The following is a 20,183-nucleotide window of genomic DNA, read 5'->3' as shown; positions in this document are numbered from 1 at the left end:
ATTTGCAAAATCTCATCTAATATCCCCCCCCCCATAGAATCATTTTGCTTTTTAGTTTTGATATATCTTTTCTGTTTAAAAATCTAAGTTCTAAAAATTCATCATTTTTTAAAAATAAAATCTTGTCTTCATATGTTTCTAATATTTCATATTCTTTATAATGTGGGCTTATTTTTTTTAAAAATTTATTTTTTATTTTTTTTATTTCTAACACTTTAAATTCTCCTATTTTTGTGATTATTGTCGCAGCGATATTTTCTATACCAAAGGCATTTATCGTGCGTATTAGTTTTTTATTGTTGCTATTTATGTGGATTTTTATATCTTTTGGGCGAGAGTAGTAGCTCTCTTTGTATATTTTTATTTTATTTGTGGCTTTAAAATCATTTTGTAATGCTATTTTAAAAGCCATTGCTTCAGCTTTAAATGATAGTTTGTATAAAAGTGCTAAGCTTAGATTTTTTAGCGGTATTTCAACTTGAGATAGAATCTCTCCTTTATCTACTTCATCATTCATCATATGCACGCTAGCTCCAGCTTTTTTATTAAACAAGATTGCTCCATTTATAGGGTGTTTGCCTCGAAGGCTAGGAAGTAGTGAAGGGTGGATATTTATAAATTTTTGATTAGGTTTTTTTAGTGATGATACAGGTAGTATAAAAGGGCAGCCATTTGAGATTAATATATCAAAATTGCAATTTTTTATCTCATTTAAGAGTATTTCTTTTGTATCAAATAAAATAAAATTTTCTAGTTTTATATTTTTGTGTGCATAAGAATCTTTCAATATTAAAATTTTTTCTAATCTTATATTTGATTGCAAAATCTCATCTAATACATCTAATCTATTGCCAATAAAAATAGCTTTTTTCTCTTTTGTATTATTGTGCAAAATGCTAGGGAAAAATGCAGGATAGCTTGTAGAATCTTTTATTGATACAATATTATTTTTTATAGAGATTGAATCTATATTATTATAAATATATTCAATCATTGGAATCTGCAAAGATAATACATCTTCATAATCTCTAAATTCACTTGATTTTATGATACTTTGCATAATAATTGGACCGCTATCTATACCATCATCTACAAAATGCGCAGTATTTCCTAGTAAAAATGCCTTATTTTCCAATGCTTTATCAATAGCTTTATTTCCACTAAAAAGTGGCAAAATAGAAGGGTGGAAGTTGATTATTTTATTTTGATAGATTTTTAATAACTCACCTACTAAAAGCAATCTACCAAAGCAAAAACAATGTGTAATATCCAATCTTTGCATCGCATTTAAAAGTGTATTGCTTAGATAAATATTTCGCTCTTTTAGGTTTAAGCCGAGTTTTTTATAATCGATTTCTAATAATTCTATATTTTTATTTTTTGCATATTGATTTAAAAGCGATAATGGTGGATTATCAAATACTATTAATGCAGTGGATTGTAATATCTTAGAATCTTTTTTAAACAATGCAATCAATCTTTGGGCAGCCCCTGATACATAAAAACAAATCTTAGGCACAATGCACCTCATATTTTGTAATATGGCTTGGGCTATTGTATCTATCATCTAATACCCCCCCCCATTTAGTGATTTTAATAATTCTATTCATTTCAAATTCTCCATATCTTTGGTCTATTGGTAGAGGTAAGAGATGATCTCTTAGATGCAATTCAAAAGATTTTTTTTCACACCACATTTCCATGTCATTCCAATATGTAGCCACAAAAATTTTATTTTTAATTAGTTTTTCTCTTAGGCTTTTATCTCCAAAATAAGGATAAATCATAGGAATCTCATCAGATTCTAGATTTGGTTTTATGGAGTTTTTTAGTGCATTATTTAGATAGTTGTAGTTTTTGATTCTTTTTTGTTTGATTTGTTTATAATCAATAGATTGAAGTAATGTATATGTGAGATTTGACATCGTTTTGATGTGTTTTGTATGGCTTTTTTCAGCTTTTAAAAAATCACTATATCCAGCTTCAGCACCATTTTCGATTCTAGTAAATAAATATTTTGCTCTATATAGACTAGAATCTTGTTTTATATTGTCTATTTTGCTTTTATTATCATATAAGATTCCGCCATCGCTTACGCCTAAAAACTTTCTTGGACTATAAAAACATATTTTTGATTTTTTTGCAAAAAAACTTTGTGCATTGTCAATGATTAGATTTTTGTATTTTTTATTTAGTAGTTTTACATTGTTTTTATTAATGCCAAAATAATCATTATAAATTATCCAACAATGCTTTTTACAATCCAATCTTGGGCTTAAATCTTCATTGATATGATAGAATCTAATATTGCAATTTTGCTCTTTTATGCTATCAAGCACACTTTTGCAAGTAAAATATGGAATAAAAATTTCTTTTATATTATGAGTTTTTATAATAAGCTTTATGGCACTTCTTGCTAGGTTTAAATGTAGTGCATTTTTGTGTGGATATGAATTTTTACATAATTCCAATGCAAAATAGCCACCAATAGCAGGATATTTATTCATTTTATATCCTTTATTTCATCTATAAGTGATTTTGTGATTATATTAGGCTTAAATGATGAGGTGTAGGCTAGTTTTATTAGTGTTTTTATATCGCTTTGATATTTATAATGCAGTTTAGTGGCAGTGATAATTTTTATCATGCACATGCCTTTGATGGATTATTTATAGAGGATTTTTTAGAATTCCCCCCCCCCCATAAAGTTCTTTTTAAAATCTTCTTCTAGTTTTAAAATATCTTTACTTCTTTTTGCAATCTCTTTTGCTGGGATTCCAAAGTAGATTCCAAAAGGTTTTGTAGGACGCATAACAAGGCTTAGAGCGCCTACACTTACACCAAAAGCCAAACCTTTACTATTTGGTAAAAGCACGCTATTGCTTCCAATAATACTATGCTTACAAAGTGTGATTTGCTCTTGTGTGATATTTTTGTATTGTGTGGGAATAAGCGGATTTGTAAGGCTATTTCCACTATAATCATCACTTGAGGCATAGATTTTTACACCGCTACTAATGCTAACAAAATCTTTTATAATTACGCCGCTTTCAGCCCCTACGATTTGACTACAAGCTCCAATATGCACAAATGAGCCAATTTGTATGTTTCCACTTAATATCGTAAAATCATCAATACGCACATTGCTGCCAATGCTTATTTGCTCTATGCCATATATGCTTACTTTTTTACTTAAAAATATATTGTTACCAAGATTTTTAAATCCTAATTTTTTTAGCTCTAAATTTGAATAAAATCCCTGCATCATTTAGCCTTTAGTAGAATTTGCATATATTCTAACTTTCTTAAATCTCTCACTTATCTCTAGAGATTCTACTTGTTCTATTTTTGTAGGGATTTTGTAGTTTGCAAGCTTATTTTTGCAGTAGATTCTAATTTTCTTTTTTAGTTCTGCATTAGATTCTATTTTAGAATCTAATACTACTTTTGCACTTACACTTTGTCCCATAATAGAATTTGTTTCTCCATAAACTAAGCAATCTAAAATATAAGGCAATTCTAAAATCACACTCTCAACTTCACTAGGTAATACTTTTTCACCACCAACATTTATTACTTCTTTTGTTCTAGCAACAATTTTTATATATTCTTCTCCACTAGATTCCATTACTTCTACTAAATCACCTGTAGCAAAGTATCCTTCATCATCAAATACTTTATTATCACTATTTAAATAACCTAAGCTTTGAGTTTTACTTTTTAAATAAAGTTCATTGTTTTTGATTTTGTAATCTATATTTTCTAGTTTTATAGAATCTTTTAGGCTTTTTGTTTGGATTATTCCTGTCTCGCTTGTCCCAAATGTTTGGTGAAAACGCACCTTTGGAAAAGCTAGCTTTAATTTATATAGCAAGGAAGGTGGCATCATCTCACTTCCATATGTAATAATGCGTAAATTGCTTAAATCATAATTATTTTGAATATTGCAAGTTAGCATAAGATTTAAGAGGCTAGGGCTTGCAGGAAGTAAAGAAATTTTATAATCTTGCAAGGCTTTTGCTATATCTTTTATATTTTTTCTATCTTTTAGTGCAATACCACAGCTACCACTGCTCAAACTATTAAAAAGCGTATTTAATCCACCAATATGATCAAATCCTAAAAATAAAAGCAAATTAATAGGCTTTACCCTTTTATCTATATAGCTTTCAAGCATAGAATCTAAATCATGCACTATTGCTTTTGGGATTCCTGTGCTACCGCTTGAAAACAAAATAAGCCCACTTTTATTTTTTAATCTGGATAATAAATTATTTTCACTTTTATTATTAGTTTTTTCTAATTTATTATTTTGATAGATATATTCAATCTGTGCTGCTTTTATAGAATCTTCATTTGGATTTGATTTTAAAAGTGGCGCAACTATCATTTTATGTTTGTAGCAGCAAAGTAAAAAACTAATAGAATCTATATCATAATCACCAATTAAAGCTATAGTGCTTCCTTGCTCTATATTTGATAAAATTAAAGACTTTTCATCAATTTTTTTAAATAAATCTCTATAGCTATATGGATTATCATCATATATAATAAAATTTCCACTATGTTTTGAGATTTTCTCTAAGAAATTAGCCATTTACTACGCCCCCTAGATAAATCACTTGTCCGGTGATAAAATCACTATTTTCATTGATAAAAAAATCAATTACATTTAAGACATCGCTAAATTCTCCAAATCTTTTTATGGCTTGCTCGTTTAGTAAATTTTGCATTTTTTCTTTTGGGACATTTTTGATTAAATCTGTTGGAATAGGGGTTGGTCCTACTGCATTTATCGTAATTCCAAGCTCGCTTAATTCTTTTGCTGCAATTTGGGTAAAATTTACTATTGCTGCTTTTGAAGCTGCATAAATTGCCTCACCTTCCAATCTAAGCGGAGTTGCGATTGTGGCAAAATTCACAATGCGAAAAGGCAAACCTTGCATTTTATTTTTTTTATAAGTTAGACTCATGAGTTTTGCTACTTCTCTTAGGAATAAAAATGAGCCAAAAACATTTGTATTAAAAATATTTTGCACACTTTTATATGGTGTTGTTAAAATGTGATTCATAGAGGCGATTCCAGCATTATTAAGTAAAATATCAATTCTGCCAAATTCTTTTTTTATCGTTCTTATCATTGAAACAACTTGAGATTCATTACTTACATCTAGCTCAAAATGGCGATAATTTTCGTGCTCTATGCTAGAAACCCCACGAGAACAGCCACATACTATGTGTCCTTTTTTTAGATAATATAAGCTTAATTCCTTGCCTATGCCTTTTCTAGTGCCAGTTATTACTATTATTTTATTTTTCATTTGTCCTGCTTAAGAGAGATTATGTATTTTGTTAGTGTTTCTACATCTCTAAATGGTGAATTTCTCAAACTCATTGCTTTTTCATCTGCCAAAACCACTGCCACTCCGCCCCATGCTTCACTCAAAGATTCTTCTAAATCTGCTATAAAGCTAACTAATGCAAGAGAATCTAAATTGCCATCAATACCATATATTTTAGTTTCTCTTGTTGGGTTTTTAAGCTCATTGTTTTCTAATTCATCTGCTAGATTTTTTAGTGCATTAAATATAATTTTTTCAATATTTTCCATTTTGCTTTTTTCCTTTTATTTGAGATAAAAAATATGAAGAAAGAGATAAAAAGTCTAAAAATATAAAGATAGAAGTAGGGATTAAGGGATTTTATATTTTGGAATCCCCCCCCCCATACATGGTATTTTTGGCGAAATCTTTTTTAAATGCTATTTCTAATTCTAAAATCTTTTTTGCTCTAGAGCCAATCTTTTTTGCAGGGATTCCAGCAAAGATTTCAAATTCATTGATATTACTTTTTAGCAGAGAAAATGCCCCAAGCACACTACCAATACCGCATACTACATCAGGCAATATAGTAGCATTTGAGCATATTTGTGTATGTTTTTTTAAAAGGACTTTTTTGTATGTTGTATTGCAGAATCTAGAATCTACAACACCACTAATTAGAGCATTTCCGCTGAAATCATCATTGCTTGCAAATATAGTAGCTTTTGGTGATATAGTGCAAAATTCGCTTATTTCAATTCCATTTTTACCACCATAAAGTGCCACAAATGCAGCAATATGAATAAAACTTTCTAATTTTATAGCACCGCTTAATATTGCAAAATCATCTATTCTTATATTATTGCTAAATTCCATTAAATGCGTGTTATAGAGGCTTGCTTTTTTGGATACTAGAATATTTTGTGGGTTTTTAGGAAGTTTAATTTGTAATTGTTTTAATTCATCAATGCTTAAGTGTGACATTTAAGCACTCTTTTTAAGGAGGAGATTGAATCTTTTATCTAAGATTCTATTTTTGAGACAACCCCCCCCCATAGTAGGATTTTTGATAATATTATCTTTTTGTAATTTTAAAGAAACAAATATTTTATCTCCATTTTTATCAATAAAATAGGCATTTTTGTATGGTTTGTGGCTTAATGCTCTAAGATAATCTATCGCTTCTTGCATCGTTAGAATCTTATCTAGGTTTATTTTGCATAGATTTTTAAAATCATTCATAGAATTGTAATTTGAGTGCTTGTAATCTATGTCTATAAATTTATATGTTTTATTGATAATAGAATCTAGATTGCGTCTAAAAATTTTTACTTCTAAATTTAGAATCTTTTTATATAAACTTAAGCTATCATCATATGATTTTATAGCAACTTCTTCTCTATCTATTATTTTGCCATTATCAATTTTAGAATCCATAATATGGAGTGAAGCACCTGCTTTTAGCTTATTTATGATAGAAAATACATGTGGGAATATACCTCTATTATGAGGATTAAAACCAGGGTGGAGATTGAAACAAGGGATTGTTTCTACTAGCTCTTTTGGAAATATCATCTTGCTATGGATTGAAAATCCAATATCAAATTTAAGCAAATCGTTATAATCATCTTTGATATTTTTTTGCTTTATAAAATCAAAGTCTTTAAATTTATTTTTTGAAGTAGGATTACAAAAATATTTTATATCTATATCTTTTTTAATATTATTTTTTATCACATCATAAATTGGTAAAAAAATATCATAATTATCAGTTAATATAAAAATTTTCATACAAAATATTCTCTAAGATTTGGTTATATTTTTTGATTTTTTAAAAGTTGTGAAAATAGAAATTTTCAAACTATCCACCTCGTATAAATCGTTATTTTTCTAAAATAATGAGTTCAAATTATACTTGAAAAATGATTAATGTAAATATATTTATATTTTTTTATTTATCTACCAAAGCATTATTTTATCTATAAAAAACAAGCATTATTAACCTTAATATTTATAGTTTGAAAATTTCTATTTTCAAAATTTTTAAAGAGTATTTATGTCTATATTAAGGCTAGGATTCATCGGTGGCAGCTGTGATTCTGCTATTGGTTATACGCATTTTGTATCTACTCGTATGGATAATAAATTTGAAATCTGTTGTGCTTGTTTTAGCACAAACAAAGAGATTAATCATAAGACAGCATACCTATGGGATAGCAATATTAGAATCTATGATGATTATAAGGATTTATTGAAAATAGAGCAGGGTAAAATTGATGCTATTTGCATTCTTACTCCAACTCCTACGCATAAACAAATATTGCTTGATTGTATAAGATATGGATATGCTGTTGTTGTTGAGAAAACGCTTTGCAGGAATCTTAATGAAGCCAAAGAGATCGCCGCTGCATTGCAAGATAAAAATATTTTTTTGGCGGTGATTTATAATTATACTGGTTATCCTATGATTCGTGAATTGAGATATATGATAGAAAATGGCGAATTTGGAGATATTTTTCAAATAAATATTGAAATGCCACAGGAAAGTTTTATTTGCAAGAATGATAATGGCGAGGTAAAGATTCCACAGAGTTGGCGATTAACTGATGGAATAATACCTATTATTTCACTTGATTTAGGGATACATTGCCATAATCTAATTTATTTTTTAACCCATAAAAAAGCACTTAATGTATATAGTAAATATAATGGTTGTGGGAATTTTAAAAATATCATTGATAATGTAAATATTTTTGCCACTTATGAAGATAATATATCGGTAAATATGTGGTTTTCAAAGTGTGCATTAGGTCATAGAAATGGACTAAAACTTAGAATCTTTGGTTCTAAATCTAGTTGCGAGTGGTTGCAAAGTAATAGCGAAGAATTAATACTCAATACCCAATCTGGAGAAAGAATCATAAAAGATAGGGCATCACCAAATCTAAAAATTGCTTCACTTGCCCGCTATAATCGATTTAAGGCAGGACATCCACAAGGTTTTTTGGAAGCCTTTGCGAATTATTATTATGATATTGCCATAAGCCTTGTAAATTTTAAAAATGGCATAGATTCTACTTCGCCTTATATTTTTGGTTTAGGTGAATCAAAAGAAGGATTATTGTTTTTTGAGAGTGCTACATTATCGGCACAAAAAAATAATATCGTTGAGATTGATTATAGAAATATGGAGGTAGATAAATGAAAATCTATAAAACAGATAATAACTTAGCTACGTTATTTTTCAACTCTTTTTTTAATCATAAAGATACTAGTTTTAAACGTTATATTTTTGGACATAACCAATATTCAAAAAATATCATAAAAGTTCTTTTAGATAATAAAATTGAATGTGATGGAATCATAGATGATTTTACAACCAATCAATATTATGAAGTCAAAGATTATAAAATACCCATAATAAAGGTAAATGATTTAGTACCACACAGTCTATCCAATAAATCAATCGATAAATCACCACTTTGTATAAAAGTAGTAGTAGTAGTTACATCACAGACTAAAAGTGCTATTGCAAAAATACAATCTATATCTAATGATTCTACTTTGATTGATTTAGAATATATTGATTATTTTGCATTACAGAGAGCTTCAAGAGAATCTGCAAATCTAAAATTATTAGAGTTAGAATTTTTTGATGCTTTTAAATGCAATCACTTGCACAAAAATGTTAGCACTTGGGAAGACTTTAGACTTGACTATCTAAATCATAAAAATAAATATCAAGAGATTTTTGATAGATTGCAAGATGAAGAATCTAAAAGTCAATTTGAAAAAATTATAAACTTTAGACTAAATAGTGATTATTCATTTATGAAAGATTTTGATTTTATTCCACAAGAGCAGTATTTTGAAGATTTTTATGATATTGATAATGTAAGATATTTCTTTGACATTGGTGCTTATAGGGGTGAGACCAGTTTAGAGTTCGTAAAAAGAAACAATCTATATCAATATATTTATTATTTCGAGCCAGATAGGCAAAATTTTATTATCGCAAAGCAGAATATAGAATCTAAACTTAAAAATACAAAGGGATTTAATGTTGGACTTGCAAACACAGATGATCTCACATTTTTTTGTAGCGATAGCACTTCAGGACATATAATAAGCGATATAAATAAGATGAATAATTTAAACAATCACTTTGAAATACAACTTTGCAAACTCGATACACTTTTGCAAGAAGGGAAGATAGAGATATTGGATTCTGTGCTAGATGGGGGGGGGTTGATGTTAATTAAGGTTGATATTGAGAGTGTAGAAATAGAGGCTTTAAAAGGAATGCAAAGATTTATCACAAAATATCGTCCAATGATTGCTATATGCGTATATCATAGCTTTGATGATTTTTATAAGATCCCAGAGCTAGTTTTTAGCATAAGATGCGATTATAAGATGTATTTTAGGCACTATTCAAGCGGATTAACAGAAAGTGTTATGTTTTTTATTTGATTATTTTATTATGAGGAATTTTTATGAAAGCAGAATTTAGACAGCCATATAGCAAAGATAGAAAACCACTTATTGAATTATTACCGCTCACGCAGCCAATCACAATGTATATTGACCCAAGTAGCATATGTAATTTTAAATGTGAGTTTTGTTTTCAAAGCAATAGAGATGCTCTAAAATCAATGAATTTATCGCAAATGAGTTTGGAGACATTGAAGATTATCATCACACAGCTAAAGGAGTTTAAAAATCCAATAAAGATGATTCATCTTCACGGGTTTGGGGAGCCACTTTTAAATAAATATTTTCCACAAATGGTGGCTTTGCTAAAAGATTCCAATGTTGCACAACGTATTGCGACTACCAGCAATGCAAGCTTATTGTCAAACAATTTAAGCAATAGTATCATTGAAGCAGGATTAGACCAGATACATTTTAGTATTTATGGACTAGAAGATTCTGCTTATAAAACTTTTTCACATAGAAAAATAAGTTTTTCTAAAATTGTTGAAAACATAAAATACTTTTATCAATACAAAACTCAATATGCAGATAAAACAGGGCATAACTGCCATATTCATATTAAAATGAATAAAGATTATTTTAGCAAAGATGATTGTCAAAGATTTCTTGATATATTTGGTGATTATTGTGATAGCATTTTTCTTGATGGTGTTGCAAACATTTGGTATGGAATTGATGTAAGCGATTCACTAAAAATTAATTTAAGTAAAGAAAAAAAAGAAAAGTCCATAATCACACATCAATATGGGCATAAATTATCATCTACTTACAATATTTGTCCAAATATTTTTTATCAACTTTTAATACATAGTAATGGCGATGTAAGTCCGTGTTGTGCGGATTATCAAGGTAGAATCAAGCTCGGAAATATCTATACTCATAATCTTAAAGATATATGGGATGATAAAACTAGCACGACCCCCCCCCTTATTTCAAAAGATTATATGAATTGCGCTTAAAGCATTTGCAGGGTAAAAGAGATAGTATTTGTGTATGTAGATTTTGTCAATATCCAGAACAAGCTTCTACAACAACATTGCAAAAACATATCAATAAACTAAGAAATATCTATATTACCACAAAGGACAGAGATGAAAGATTATGAATTGTATTTTAGTGATGATTGTATCCCGCTAAATAAAACTCCTGGGAGATTTTACTGGAAGAAGCTTTTAAATCATCATTTAAATCATTTTAAGGATATTGCTTATCTCTTTAAAAGTATCGATGACAAAAATTTACAAAAACAAATTTTTAAAGAATTTGTTTCTATTTTTAATCTTGAAACTAGCGGTTTTTGTAATAGAAAATGTTTATACTGCCCTGTATCTACATATAAACGCAATGATAAATCACATCTCATTGATAGCAGTATTTTTAATAAATTACTTAAGAATCTAGAATCTTTAGAATTCAATTCAAGCATTTGCTTAAATTATTATAATGAGCCATTGCTTGACCCGCATATATTACGACATATTTCTGATTTAAAAAGGGCTACAAATGCTTTTATTCATTTTAATTCAAATGGTGATTATTTGGATATTGAAATGCTAGAAAATTTAATAAACGCTGGCCTTAACCGTATAAATATTACATTGCATACAAAGCCAAATGAAATATATTGTGATGATATATCATTAGAAAAAATCAATCAATTTTATAAAAAACTAGATATTTCTATTCCACAAATTTCAATTAATCCAAGTCATAGCATCACTACTGAATGTAAAATCGATAATTTTATATTACAAGTTAATACTATAAATTGGAGTGATATTGGAAGTGATAGGGGGGGGGTTGTGAAAACTTTGAGTATTAATAATAGGATTAATCCGTGTGTTCGTGTATTTAGAGAAATATTTTTTGATTTTTTGGGTTATGCGTATTTATGTTGTAATATTTTTCCAACACAAAATAATCACATAGGAAGCATACAAAATCAAACTATAGAAGAAATTTATACAAAGAATTATATTTATAGAAAAATTTTATTTTTATATTCCAAAAAACCAAAACCTTGTCTTACTTGTAACGATGAAAGTTTTTGTGATGGTAGCGATAAAAAGGATAGAGAATATATATTAAATAAAATTTAATAATAATCAATTTATATGCTGGAGAGATTTTGAAAAAGCTACTAATAGCAGGTGGCAAGTTTGCTGATATCCCTACTATAAAATCTGCTAAGATGTTAGGATATTATGTTATTACAAGTGGAAATAATCCAAATGATTTAGGGCATAGTTTTGCAGATGAAGTGATTTTGTGTGATTATAGCGATATGGATTCTATGCTAGAACTAGCAAAAAAATCAAAAATTGATGCAATTATTAGTTCTTGTGATGATGTATCTACTCTTACTTGTAGCTATGTTGCAAATAAGCTTAAAATTGGTAATTTTGATACTTTAGAGACTGCAAAAATTATTCACTATAAGGATTTATGGCGTAAATTTTTACAAGAAAATAAACTTCCTTGTCCCAAGGCAATGGGATTTGATAATATCAATGAAGCAATTTTAAAGATTACAAATAATTTTAAAGATTCTAAAATTATTATTAAACCTGTTGATTTTGCTACTGGCAAGGGCGTAAATATCGCATATGCAAATGAATATTTGTATGAAAAATTACAACTTGCATTTATGAATTCTAAAAGCAGTCGTATTGTCGTTGAAGAGTTTATAGATGGTAGCAATCATGGCTTTAGTGTTATTTTGCAAAATCAAAAAGTAGTATTTTATTTTTATGATAATGAAGAGCATTGTTTCAATCCTTTTGCTGTATCTAGCACAACAACAAGTAAAAAATTTACTTCAAAAATCATCAAAGAGGTGATAAATCAAATAGAACAAATTGCTAGAATCCTAAATCTAAAAGATGGAATCTTTCATACACAAATCATTTTATACAAGAATAAAAATAATGAAATAATGCCATTTATCGTAGAATCTTGTAGGAGAATGGGCGGTGATTTGTATAATGAGTTTGTATCGCAAGCTTGCGGGATTGACTATCCAAGTCTTTGTATCCAAGCACATAATCAAGATAAAATCACAAATATTTTTTCTTCTATAGAATCTAAAGTGCTTGATAGGAGGATTCTTATACCTAAAAAATATCAATATAATGGTGGGATTATAAATCATATTAATGCAAAAAGATTTTTTGCAAGAGCATGTATAATGAGCAATAAACGAGGCAAAATTAAAAATATAGATTTAACTTTGCTTGGTGAGCATTTGCTAGATTCTATAATATGGGCAAAAAGTGGTGATATAATCGATGATACCTCTAAATATAAAGCAGGTATTGTTTTTTTATCTGCTAAAAATGAGCATGACTTACAAAATAAAATTGATTTATTGCCTAATTGTATAAAGTTTTAATACATATCACATAAATGTTTATAATCACAATAATGACATATACTGCTATTATTTGTTTTTTCAAAGTTTATATTTTTTATTTTTAGTAGCGTCAATACCTCTTGCAATATCTCTTCTTCTGCTTGCTCATCTTTGCTATCCATATAATGCAATTTATCATTCAATACATCATAATAAGCAGCTTTTATATAATAATCTTTATAAATCTCACTAATAGCTTTTTTGTATATTAGAAGTTGTAAATATCTCTCTTTTTTTATATCAAAATTATTTTTTATTTTATAGTCAATGATATGTATTTCATTTTTATCTTTATCTATTCTATCTATTCTTCCGCTAAATGCAAATCCAAAAATATCATATTTAAATTCAAACTCTCTATTTAATATCTGCCTATTTTTTTGCAAAATTTCATAATTAGATTCTATAAATGGCTTGATTTTAAATATTAAAGATTCCATATCTATTCTATTTAGTATATTCATTTCTCTAATTTTTAGAGCTTTTTTAAAAGATTCTATTTTAAAATCATCTCCTAAATCTTTTAAAATATCATGCACTACATTGCCTATAAATGCACTTGTATCTTCTATATCGATTTCATCTGGAGCTAGTTTTGCAATATAGCAAAAATAAAATTTTCGTTTGCAATCTAAAAAAGTTTTTATTTTTGTAGCAGATAGATTCTTATCCTCAAAATTTGCGATGATTTCATCTTCTTTGTATTCTTTTTGTAAGTTTTTTGGAAAAAAACTCCACAAACTCTCTCCATCAATTACATCATATAGTTCAAAATCATCAAGTAAATTAGAGCGAATCTTATTAGCATCAAAAGCGATACATACTTCATTTGCATTATTAATGAGATTTGCATAATAGTGTCTTTGGAGATTCTCTTTATCATTTATTGTAGGGAGATTTACCCTTTTTCTTATATTAGAGTTTATAAAAATATCATTGTCATTTATTTTTGGTAAAAATTCATCATTAAAATCAACAATAATAATTTTATCAAATGCAATTCCTCTAGTCTCTAAGATTCCAATGACTTTTACTTTTCCGCCATGTGTGTCATCTATATTTTTAATATTATTGATAATAAATTCTAATATATCATTATAATCAAGGTTTTCAAATAGATTTTCAAATCTAGTTAGCTCTAATAATTCATCTTTTAGATTTTCTTTTATTGTGCCTATATTTTCTATAATATTTAAGAGTTTTGATTTTGAATTATCTATTTTTAGCTCTAAATTTCGTATTTTTGATATGGTATTAGAATCTTCTAATCCCATTGCATAGTTTAGATTCTTGGCTTTATCAAATAATTTTAAATATTTTTTAAAATCCTCACTAGGAAGTATTACGGCAATATTTTCAATACCATTTTTTAGCCATTCATTTATTTTTGCAATCACAAGCAATGCTTGATTTAATCGCAGTGAAAAACTATAAATTGATATATTTGGCTTTTTTGTATCTAGTGATATTTGATCTTTTATTTTGTTGGTATTTATACTTATTGTATATTTTATATCTATTTTAAATCTTTGATTAAAAAGCTTCTCAAAAATAGTTTTATTATATTTGCTACACTCAAAAATTAAATCTATATTGCTATATTTTGCTATCTCTTTTATTAGATTAAAATCTTTATTACTAAGCAATCCATCGATATATATTTCAATATGTTTATAATACTTTATATATGCGGTATTTAGTCTATATTCTGTAGGATTATCATATAAATTTAGTTCATCTAATCTTTTTTTATAAGCATTATAAATATTATTTAGGATTCTTAAGTGATCCTCATAATCTCCATAAGTATCGCTAATATCGATATTTTTTATATCTATATTTGCAGATTCTATCTCATCAAAAAAGTTAAATAAAAATGATGAGTTTTCTAAAAATCGCAAAAATGTCTTATCAAATCCGATTTTTTCTACTTCAAATCTACTAATAATATCCCAAAGTATGATTTTTCTTAGCTTTTTTGGTATTTTTGATTTGCCATTTACTATTATTATTTCTTCAAAAAAACTTCCAATAGTCGTTGCATCTGGTAGTATGCTATCTTTATAATTTATATAAAAATTATTTAATGCTCGATTTGTTGGAAATATAAATAATCTCATAAAAGACTTTTAGCCCTATTTATGACATTTTCTACACTAAAACCAAAATGATTAAACAAAACTTCGCCTTTTGCAGATTTGCCAAAGCTATCCATTGCTATAACATCATCTGCAAATTTATACCACTCAAACCCTCTTGATGCTTCAATCGCTAATACTTTAGCATTTTTATCAAATAAGGAATCTATGAATTTTTTATCTTGCTTTACTAATAAATCATAGCAAGGCACGCTTATTACTTTTGTATTTATTCCTTGCTTTTCTAATTCTTTTGCACAATTGAGTGCTAAATGCACTTCACTCCCACTAGCACAAAGAATAATCTTTGCATCTTTAGAATCTTTTATGATATAAGCACCTTTTGTGCAATCTATATTGCAAGATTCTAGCAATGGAAGATTCTGCCTGCTTAGCACAAAAGCGCTTGGATTCTGTGATTTTAGGGCAATTTTCCAGCATTCTATATTTTCATTTGCATCCGCAGGTCTAAAAACATATAGATTTGGCATAGAGCGAAAATGGCTAAGCTGTTCTATTGGCTGATGTGTAGCCCCATCTTCTCCAACGCCTATACTATCATGTGTAAAAATAAAGAAATTTTTTAGATGGCTGATACTTGCTATTCTAAGAGTAGGGCTCATGTAATCGCTAAATACAAAAAAAGTAGCACAAAATGGAATAAAAATCCCATACGCACTAAAGGCATTTGTTATCGCCCCCATAGCATGCTCTCTAATACCAAAATGCAAATTTACTCCATTTGGAAAATCACCACTATTTTTTATATTTGTATTATTTGATGGAGCAAGATCAGCACTCCCGCCAACAAAGCCTTTTAGAGTGCTTGATATTGTATTTAGAATCTCACCATTTGAAACTCTAGTGCTAGTATCTTTACTAAAAGTAGGATATTTTATAGAATCAAAATTAGGATTTAAAAGTTCATCTAGTAAGGCTTGTTTGCCTGATTTTTCTAGTTTATTAAGCCATATTTGATAGTGCATATCGCCGATTTCTTTGCAAGATTCAAATGCTAATTTTACATCTTGTGGGATATAGAAATCTTCTTTAAATCCTGCTTCTTTTTTTGCTTTTTGTAATATTTCTTTGCCAAGTGGAGCACCATGGCTTTTGTGGCTTCCCTCTAGTTCCATTGCTCCTTTTGCTATTTTTGTTTTTGCAATAATTAAAAATGGTTTGGTTGATTTTTTTGCCTTTCGCAAGGCATTTTCTATATCTATAAAATTATGTCCATCAATTTGTATGCTATCAAATCCGCAAGATTCAAATCGCTTTTTTATGTCTTCATCAAATGCAATTTTTATCTCACCCTCAATTGTAATATCATTGCTATCATAGATGATTATTAGATTATCTAATTTATGAAGTCCAGCAAGTGAGCAAGCCTCATAGCTTATACCTTCTTGTAAGTCGCCATCGCCACATATACAATATACTTTATGATTTATCAAATCTTCTCCAAGCATATTTTTTGCAAGTTTTGAAGCCATAGCAAAACCAACTGCATTTGCGACACCTTGCCCAAGTGGTCCTGTAGTCATTTCTACACCATCAGTTAGTCCATATTCTGGGTGTCCTGGAGTAATAGAATCTAGTGATCTAAATTTTTTCAAATCATCAAGCAAAATTTTATATCCACATAAATGTAAAAAGCTATAAAGTAGAGCAGAGCAGTGCCCACCGCTAAAAATCAGCCTATCTCTATTTATCCATTTTGGTTGTTTTGGATTGTGAATGATGTGTTTTGATAATATTGTAAGCACATCAGAAAGCCCCATTGGCGCTCCTGGATGTCCGCTATTTGCCATCTCTACCATATCAGCAGATAAGAATTTTAATGTATTTGACATTTTTGCTTCAAGATTCACTATTAAAGCCCCTTTGAAATAAATCTAATTTTTGTAATTTTTTAGTGGCAAATTATCATACAAAATAAATTAATTTGTATTTAATTTTTAGATTTACTCTCTTTTAAAATCGATATATAAAATATAATAGAATCTATCAAAATTTAAATGAGAGTTATAATTAATTAAAATTTAGAGATTTTGCCTTTAAAACTCTATAATGACACAAAAGGATAGAATCAATGATTGATAGCATCTTATCTGGGTTAGGTTTAGGTCTATTTTTTATTTTTGAGCTAATATATGGGTTTTACTGACATATATACTAATTTTTTATATTTACAATCGTTTTATTTATAAAAATGCTATTTATTCAGATGGCTTTTAATATATTATTTTTTGGGGTATGCTATTGTATTTATATTATTTGAATGCTTTATTGCATTGCATGTGCCTTTTGATTTTCCTTATCGCAAAGAAGATATTGGTATTGATTATCCTATAGAAACAGAATACGCGGAATACAATATGATTGTTGCATTTTTTATACCCATATATTTGATAGGAAACATTATCGCATTTTGTATAGTAGAACTTATCAATATGCGCAAAATAGGTAAAACTCCAAGACCTTTGCATAAAGGTAAGGTCATAATATTTGGTGTATTAGCACTAAGTGGATTGCCATTCTCTATTTTTGTTAGTTACATTGTTAATCCCATAATACATCCTATAATGCGTAAAATACTAAAGTTTTGTGGAATGCTTTATTCTTAAGGATTTATATGGAAAAAATTGATAGATTATTATTGTATAAAGCATGCAAGATATAGATAACATAAATAAAATTGAGAGATTCTAAAAAATAGAATCTATAGCTTGATATTATTTGGGGCAATAAATGCAAAAAATGGGACAATATGAAAGCATTTAAGATACTTTATATTTTTTGGATTATACTTTGCCTATTTACTTGGATACTTGTCCATTTTTATCCCATAAATATCACTTAGATTCTGTGTATTTATGATACTTTTATCACCATATTTAAATACATTAGAATCTTTTAAAAGCACGATTTTATCGCTAAAAAAAAGTATTGTGTGGATTATGTGTTGTTTGTATGATAGTCTTATCTTTTATATTTTAGAGAATCTCTAAAACTTTAGCACTATTTCCAAAATCTAGCGCACTTGTAGGCTCATCTAAAATCATAATTTTACAATCTTACATTATTGCTCTAGCAATTAGCACCATTTGTTTTTGTCCGCCACTTAAATTATTAAATTTATTATTTGCTAAATGCAATAATTTCATATCATTTAGCACATTTTTAGCACTATTTATCAAATATTTTGAATATCCAAAAGCCCATATTTTGCGTTTGCGTTGTAGATTCTATATTGTGTTGTGAATAAGATATATTAGTTTCATTGTGTGAAAGATTTGGCGAGGAATCTTGTTTTGTTTGAATGCTGTCGTCTGCGCTCACTTGTTCAATATGTGTATTATCGCCAAAAATTGAATAAACAAGTGTGCGGATAATTTTGCCATATTCTTTAAGAAACTCTTTGTCTTTCCCCTGTGCGATACTTTGCCAACGCAAGATTTTATCTTTTTCTACAAATTCTACAAAATGCACATTGCGTTCAAAAATGATACCTAACTCTGCATTGCGATCTTTGATTTTAGTGATGAGATTATCAAAATGTATTTTTGCATTAAATGTCTGTATAGGAGCGTCTTGCTGTGTATGTGAGATAGTTTCTTTATCTCTGTGAGATTGAGATGTATGAGAGATAGGGGTTACATTTTGTTCTATGTGTTGGTTTGTATTATTTGTTGTGGGGTTAGGTTGTGTAGGTGATGTAAGTGTTGTATTTTGAGATGAAAAAAGTTCATTTTCAAGCTCTTGTATCATAGATTCTATATCTTTTACTTTGAGGGCTTCTTGCATTTTGAGGCTACAGAGAAGCAAGACAAAACTTCCATCGGTATTGAGGCTAAGGAGCATTTTAGATTCTGTTAGAATCCTTGCAAATCGGTCAAGAAGCAGGGGTGGAAAATCTGCGTCTTTTTGTAGCAATTTTTCTTTCAAGAAAAGCATCATCTCATCAAGTATCATCTCGCATTCATATTCAAAAAGCAATTCTAAAATACTTTGCATTTTTTGTGAATCTTTATGCACAATGCTGTAAAAATAATCTTTTAGCACTTGTGGATCAACCACACCTAGCATATCACTCACTCCGGCGACTTCAATATGATTTTTACAAAAAATAATTGCTTGGTCAAGCAAGGTGAGCGTATCACGCAAACTTCCCGCACCACTACGCGCAATAATATCAAGTGCTTGCACTTCATAGCTTACATTTTCTTTATTTAAAATATTGCTGATATGCTCCACAACAAGCCTATGGGGGATTTGTTTGAATCTAAAGTGCTGTGTGCGACTTAAAATTGTCGCAGGGAGTTTGAGCGGGTCTGTGGTTGCAAGGATAAATTTTACAAACTCTGGCGGTTCTTCAAGTGTTTTAAGCAAAGCATTAAAAGCTTCTTTGCTCAACATATGCACCTCATCGATGATAAAAATTTTGTATCGTGCAAAGCTTGGGCTATATTTTGTTTGTTCAATAACTCGTTTAATATCATCAATTCCTCTTGAGCTTGCAGCGTCCATTTCGATAATATCCATATGTCTATTTTGCAAGGCTTCTACACAACTTGCACAGGTTCCACAGGGTGTGCTTGTTGGTCCAGATTCACATTGCAGTGCGCGAGCAAAGATTCTTGCAGAACTTGTTTTTCCGCTTCCACGCAATCCACTAATAAAGATAAGCGTGTGAGAGATGTTTAGAATCTAATGCCAAAGAGAGTGTTTGAGAAATCGCATTTTGTCCTACTAAATCACTAAAGCAAGTAGGGCGATACTTTAAGGCTAAGGCAGTAGAACTCATCATCTATC

General features: G+C 28.7%; 18 protein-coding genes and 1 pseudogene. 6 read left to right on the top strand and 13 right to left on the bottom strand.

Annotated features, from left to right (window positions below):
- Positions 1 to 16 precede the first annotated feature (16 nt).
- The 9 genes from CQA42_RS02185 to CQA42_RS02150 all read right to left on the bottom strand — a co-directional run bounded on the left by CQA42_RS02185 (position 17) and on the right by CQA42_RS02150 (position 7,112).
- On the bottom strand, positions 17 to 1,567 hold the full coding sequence (locus CQA42_RS02185; RefSeq protein ID WP_115583050.1) for a formyltransferase family protein: 1,551 nt from the start codon (positions 1,565 to 1,567) through the stop codon (positions 17 to 19).
- Complete coding sequence (locus CQA42_RS02180) at positions 1,512 to 2,507, bottom strand: hypothetical protein (protein ID WP_115583049.1); 996 nt, start codon at positions 2,505 to 2,507, stop codon at positions 1,512 to 1,514. Before CQA42_RS02180 ends, CQA42_RS02185 begins: the two co-directional genes overlap by 56 nt.
- Positions 2,504 to 2,647 carry a hypothetical protein gene (locus CQA42_RS08235; RefSeq protein WP_181881456.1) on the bottom strand — a complete coding sequence of 48 codons (144 nt, stop codon included), beginning with the start codon at positions 2,645 to 2,647 and terminating at the stop codon, positions 2,504 to 2,506. Before CQA42_RS08235 ends, CQA42_RS02180 begins: the two co-directional genes overlap by 4 nt.
- Before the next feature lie 36 nt (positions 2,648 to 2,683).
- The gene (locus tag CQA42_RS02175; RefSeq protein WP_115583048.1) at positions 2,684 to 3,265 is read right to left on the bottom strand and encodes a transferase; all 582 of its coding nucleotides are present in this window, start codon (positions 3,263 to 3,265) and stop codon (positions 2,684 to 2,686) included.
- A 3-nt stretch (positions 3,266 to 3,268) separates the two neighbouring features.
- Positions 3,269 to 4,597 (bottom strand): fatty acid--CoA ligase family protein, encoded by a 1,329-nt coding sequence (locus CQA42_RS02170; RefSeq protein ID WP_115583047.1) that lies wholly within the window; start codon positions 4,595 to 4,597, stop codon positions 3,269 to 3,271.
- Positions 4,590 to 5,321, bottom strand: a complete 732-nt coding sequence (locus CQA42_RS02165) for an SDR family NAD(P)-dependent oxidoreductase (protein ID WP_115583046.1) — start codon at positions 5,319 to 5,321, stop codon at positions 4,590 to 4,592. The genes CQA42_RS02170 and CQA42_RS02165 overlap by 8 nt, the downstream gene beginning before the upstream one ends.
- A complete protein-coding gene (locus CQA42_RS02160; protein WP_115583045.1) occupies positions 5,318 to 5,611 on the bottom strand; it encodes a hypothetical protein in 294 nt (97 codons plus the stop codon). Before CQA42_RS02160 ends, CQA42_RS02165 begins: the two co-directional genes overlap by 4 nt.
- Positions 5,612 to 5,702: 91 nt before the next feature.
- Complete coding sequence (locus tag CQA42_RS02155; RefSeq protein WP_115583044.1) at positions 5,703 to 6,305, bottom strand: acyltransferase; 603 nt, start codon at positions 6,303 to 6,305, stop codon at positions 5,703 to 5,705.
- The gene (locus CQA42_RS02150; protein WP_115583043.1) at positions 6,306 to 7,112 is read right to left on the bottom strand and encodes a dTDP-4-amino-4,6-dideoxyglucose formyltransferase; all 807 of its coding nucleotides are present in this window, start codon (positions 7,110 to 7,112) and stop codon (positions 6,306 to 6,308) included.
- Positions 7,113 to 7,377: 265 nt separating this feature from the next.
- Here CQA42_RS02150 and CQA42_RS02145 point away from each other — a divergent pair, with 265 nt between their 5' ends.
- From CQA42_RS02145 to CQA42_RS02125, 5 genes are all read left to right on the top strand, one after another.
- Positions 7,378 to 8,526 carry a Gfo/Idh/MocA family protein gene (locus tag CQA42_RS02145; RefSeq protein ID WP_115583042.1) on the top strand — a complete coding sequence of 383 codons (1,149 nt, stop codon included), beginning with the start codon at positions 7,378 to 7,380 and terminating at the stop codon, positions 8,524 to 8,526.
- Positions 8,523 to 9,794 carry an FkbM family methyltransferase gene (locus CQA42_RS02140; RefSeq protein ID WP_115583041.1) on the top strand — a complete coding sequence of 424 codons (1,272 nt, stop codon included), beginning with the start codon at positions 8,523 to 8,525 and terminating at the stop codon, positions 9,792 to 9,794. The genes CQA42_RS02145 and CQA42_RS02140 overlap by 4 nt, the downstream gene beginning before the upstream one ends.
- A gap of 23 nt (positions 9,795 to 9,817) precedes the next feature.
- Positions 9,818 to 10,777, top strand: coding sequence for a radical SAM/SPASM domain-containing protein (locus CQA42_RS02135; protein WP_115583040.1), 960 nt, complete (start codon positions 9,818 to 9,820; stop codon positions 10,775 to 10,777).
- 132 nt (positions 10,778 to 10,909) lie between these two features.
- On the top strand, positions 10,910 to 11,917 hold the full coding sequence (locus tag CQA42_RS02130) for a radical SAM/SPASM domain-containing protein (protein ID WP_115583039.1): 1,008 nt from the start codon (positions 10,910 to 10,912) through the stop codon (positions 11,915 to 11,917).
- A gap of 29 nt (positions 11,918 to 11,946) precedes the next feature.
- On the top strand, positions 11,947 to 13,209 hold the full coding sequence (locus CQA42_RS02125) for an acetyl-CoA carboxylase biotin carboxylase subunit family protein (protein WP_115583038.1): 1,263 nt from the start codon (positions 11,947 to 11,949) through the stop codon (positions 13,207 to 13,209).
- Here the strand turns inward: CQA42_RS02125 and CQA42_RS02120 are convergent.
- Together CQA42_RS02120 and tkt are read right to left on the bottom strand one after the other, a co-directional pair.
- On the bottom strand, positions 13,206 to 15,350 hold the full coding sequence (locus tag CQA42_RS02120; RefSeq protein WP_115583037.1) for a PD-(D/E)XK nuclease family protein: 2,145 nt from the start codon (positions 15,348 to 15,350) through the stop codon (positions 13,206 to 13,208). The two genes, CQA42_RS02125 and CQA42_RS02120, sit on opposite strands and share 4 nt — an antisense overlap.
- Complete coding sequence (gene tkt, locus CQA42_RS02115) at positions 15,347 to 17,221, bottom strand: transketolase (RefSeq protein ID WP_115583128.1); 1,875 nt, start codon at positions 17,219 to 17,221, stop codon at positions 15,347 to 15,349. Before tkt ends, CQA42_RS02120 begins: the two co-directional genes overlap by 4 nt.
- Positions 17,222 to 17,617: 396 nt before the next feature.
- On the opposite strand from tkt, the gene CQA42_RS02110 reads away from it, so the two are divergent.
- Complete coding sequence (locus tag CQA42_RS02110; RefSeq protein WP_115583036.1) at positions 17,618 to 17,995, top strand: hypothetical protein; 378 nt, start codon at positions 17,618 to 17,620, stop codon at positions 17,993 to 17,995.
- A 450-nt stretch (positions 17,996 to 18,445) separates the two neighbouring features.
- Here CQA42_RS02110 and CQA42_RS02105 read toward each other — a convergent pair whose 3' ends face one another.
- Both CQA42_RS02105 and CQA42_RS02100 read right to left on the bottom strand, forming a co-directional pair.
- Positions 18,446 to 18,568, bottom strand: a complete 123-nt coding sequence (locus CQA42_RS02105; protein ID WP_220271578.1) for an ATP-binding cassette domain-containing protein — start codon at positions 18,566 to 18,568, stop codon at positions 18,446 to 18,448.
- A 61-nt stretch (positions 18,569 to 18,629) separates the two neighbouring features.
- Positions 18,630 to 20,175, bottom strand: a pseudogene (locus CQA42_RS02100) (DNA polymerase III subunit gamma/tau); the annotation flags it as partial.
- Positions 20,176 to 20,183: the final 8 nt, after the last annotated feature.

It is taken from the genome of Helicobacter sp. MIT 99-5507 (genome assembly GCF_003364295.1).
Taxonomy (GTDB): Bacteria; Campylobacterota; Campylobacteria; order Campylobacterales; family Helicobacteraceae; genus NHYM01.
This window is presented reverse-complemented; position numbering and strand designations above follow the sequence as displayed.